The organism is Streptomyces sp. XM83C, from assembly GCF_023072675.1.
Classification (GTDB): Bacteria; Actinomycetota; Actinomycetes; order Streptomycetales; family Streptomycetaceae; genus Streptomyces; species Streptomyces thermocoprophilus.
The window spans coordinates 1-3,341 of sequence record NZ_JALLGL010000460.1 but is presented as its reverse complement, the minus strand read 5'-3'; the positions used below and the strand labels follow the sequence as shown (position 1 = coordinate 3,341).

Genomic DNA, 3,341 nt, shown 5'->3' with positions numbered 1-3,341 from the left:
AACGGTCTCCTGGCTGGCCGGATGCCGAAGGCTGCACCGCCGTTACGAGCGAAAGGCCGAGCACTTCCTGGCCTTCGTCGGCATCGCCGCAGCCCTCATCGGCTACCGCCGACTCACCAACTGAAACAACGTCTAAGTGTCACCGATGAACACGTAGTACTCGCCGGGCCTCCCCGGAACTGGCGTGACCGCATCGACAGCCACCTCCCTCTTGCCCTGGACCAGGGCATGGGCCTGCGGTCCATCCGGGTCCGGCTGCCACCCGATGCCATCGTCGGGGCCGATGATCGTCAGTCCGTCGCCGGTTTCGCCCGGTGCGGTGTTCTCTGCCATGCGTCCTCTCCCAATTCTTGAGCCCGCTGAATGTCGTCGTGCCCGCTGGGCGCAGGCCACGTGCCGCGTCGGCCCCAGTTTCTGGCGCTACTGCTCCGGCTCCAGGGCCACGCCGGCCTTTTGGCCGCTGGCCGTAGCGGCGGTATTGCGGCGCCGCGCGGCCGAGCCGCTCAGCCCCCTGATAAGCGGTGGATCCGGTTGGTGCCTGTTTCTGAAGTCCAGGCCGCCAGTCTCCAGATCAGGCACACGACCCCGAACGTAAAGACGAGTGGGCTAGCCGCCAGCGCTGGCGGCTAGCCCTCGGCTTCTACGCCAATGTCACAGGCAGGCCCCCAGGTCCGTTGTCTGGTCCACAATGGATTTGGTTGTTCTTGTGGAGGCTGCTCCGCAATGCCACGAGGTCGTGCTTGCCCGAGACCGTGGCGGACAACAAGTTGCCCGTACACAGCTTGATCAGGTGATCGTCGCTCCCCACATTCGCGCGGATTGGCGCGATATCGATAGCGTGCGCGGGGGTTGCAGCCAGGACAGCCGACGCAGGGACCAGGAGGGCGTTGGTAAGTACTGCAGAAGCAACGAGTTTCATAGTCACGACCATATGAACGAGGCGAGCCGGTGGCAGTAACTGCCCGTGAGGACCACGTCAAAGCGGTCTCGGAGGTTCTCCTTCGCCAGTCTGGGACCCTTCCCTGTGCGGGGGGAACAAGAAGTTCTCCAGGGCATCCATCCCGAACGGCATGAGGACGATCAGCACCGGCAGAAGCAGAGCAACCACGACCATGGCGCCTCCCGGTGGAGCAGTGATCACGGGAATGCGGTGGCACGGACTCCTGGTCAGGCTGGTCCGAACGGGCGAAAGGCGCTCGTTCGGTGCGGGAGCGTGTAGGCCGTTCGGGTGACATTCGCTGTGCCGAAGCGGGGCCGCTGGCGGTTTCCGGCAGTGCTGGGAGGATGGGCCGCAGACCGGGCGGGCCTCTGGGCGGCGGTGGTTGTCAACGGCCATGTAGTGCTCCCCGTATGTGAGGTCCGGGGAGATGCTTGACAGTTCGGTCCCGGGACTTGCTTGACGGTGTCTCGCATGATGCTTGACGGTCCCAGCTGAGGGTTGACGGTCAGCGGGGATCGGCGATGTAGCGGGTGACGGGGCCGCCCTTGAGCGGGTGGGTGGAGATCTCGACCTCGCCGTCGAGGACGCGGAAGCAGGTCTCCTCGATGACCACGGTGACGGTCTTGCCGGCGTGCGCGACGCCGGGGCGGAGCTTGTGGCGGGCGACAACGAAGGTGCCGTCGGCTCCGACCCGCCGGACCGCTCGCCGTGGCTGCGACGGTGGTGGTGGCAGCGGCGTGGTGGCGGTCCGGGCGCCGGTGAGTTTCGCGCGGCGCTGGTGCGGGATCGGGGCGGTGAGGGTCTTGACCAGGAGCCCGGCGTGGATCACATACATCAGGCTGCCGTCGAATCGCAGGGTGACGTGCTTGCCGATCAGTTCGGTGCCGAGGGCGACGGGCGTCTGACCGAGCGAGACCACGCCGTCCTTGGTGGCCTTGCGATCGACTTCGACGACAGCCGCGGGCTCCAGAGGTTTGTCCGTGCTGATACCGCCCTGCGGTTCGGGGCCGCCGAGCCGTCCGCCCCGCAAGATCAGCCCTTGCAGGTCTGCGTCGGTGAAGCTCATGGACCGAGTCCTGATCAGCTGCCCGTCGAGGACGACGTGAACCGTGCGGTGGCTGACCCAGACCGTGACGGTTCGACCGACCAGGGTCGGGCTGAACTTCAGGCTGCGTGCCTGCGGCAGCATCACGTGTCGGCCCGGGCTGACCACGGCCTCGAACTCCACGGCCTGGAGCGGGAGGTTCTCCTCGGACGAACTCGGCGGCGGAAGCACCGGCAGCCGCATCGGTTCCGACGGCCCCGCCTTCGACTCGGCCACCACGCCTTTTGCGGCCTCCGACGCGCCGGCCGGGAGGGTGTGCGGGCGGAAGACCTGAGCCGGAGTGGCCATCTCCAGCGACTGATGGGGCCGGGTGTGGTTGTAGCTGTGGACCCAAGCGTCGATCGCACTCTGGGCCACAACTGGGTCGGCGAAGGGGCCGGAGTGGTCGAGCATCTCGCGGCGCAGGGTCTTGTGAAACCGTTCGATTTTTCCGGTCGTGGTGGGCGACTTGGGCTTGGTCAGTCGCTGGTTGATGCCGTTCTCGCGGCATACCCGCTCGAACATGACCTCGGTGGGCAGCGGTTTGGAGTAGCGGCCGGTGAACTGCTTGCCGTTGTCGGTCAGCATCTCCGAGGGGACCCCGAAGCGGCGCATCGCCTCGATGAACGCCTCACACACCGCTCGCCCGGTCGGCTGCACCAGCACCGTGGCGATCACGATGAACCGCGAGTGGTCGTCGATCCCGGTGACGAGCTTGCACTCCCGGCCGTCGGCGAGGAATACCCCGCCCATCAGGTCCATCTGCCACAGCTGCATCGGGGCGTCCCGCTGCCACCGCTTGTAGACGCGGCGGTGGACCTGGACCTGGTGGCTCACCAGGCCGTTGCGGACCAGGATGCGGTGCACCGTGGAACGGCCCGGCACGTCCGCGACCCCGCGTACGGCCAGTTCGTGGGCGATCCGGCGGGCGCCCCACTTCGGATAGGTCTGCCGCAGCTGGCAGACGGCGAGTTCGACCTCGGTCGACACCCGCGACGGCGAGCTGTGCGGCCGCCTCGACCGGTCCTTCAACCCGTCTCGTCCGTACTCGCGGAACCGCCGTAACCAGGTATGCAGAGACTGCCGCGACGTTCCGTATCGGCGGGCGACCTCGGCCACCGGCGCACCGTCCAGCACCTCCACCACAGCCCGGAAACGGTGCTCAACTGTCCAGTCCTCATCGGCAGTCGGATGGCGTCCCTTGAAGTGGTGTAGCCGGTCTTGGCTGATGTGCGCCCCTGGCTCGCCACCGCGTTGCCCCTGGTGGACCGCTCGTGCGCCCTGAACAAGGACGGGCCACCGTGCAACTCTCCGCGG

General features: G+C 67.2%; 2 protein-coding genes and 1 pseudogene. 1 reads left to right on the top strand and 2 read right to left on the bottom strand.

Annotated features, from left to right (window positions below):
• Positions 1-124 (top strand): annotated as a pseudogene (locus MTQ10_RS29170) (IS5/IS1182 family transposase); the annotation flags it as partial.
• Positions 125-132: 8 nt separating this feature from the next.
• Here the strand turns inward: MTQ10_RS29170 and MTQ10_RS29165 are convergent.
• Together MTQ10_RS29165 and MTQ10_RS29160 are read right to left on the bottom strand one after the other, a co-directional pair.
• Positions 133-333, bottom strand: a complete 201-nt coding sequence (locus MTQ10_RS29165; RefSeq protein ID WP_247473394.1) for a hypothetical protein — start codon at positions 331-333, stop codon at positions 133-135.
• Between the two features lie 1,112 nt (positions 334-1,445).
• Complete coding sequence (locus MTQ10_RS29160; RefSeq protein WP_308404610.1) at positions 1,446-3,254, bottom strand: IS481 family transposase; 1,809 nt, start codon at positions 3,252-3,254, stop codon at positions 1,446-1,448.
• Positions 3,255-3,341 lie beyond the last annotated feature (87 nt).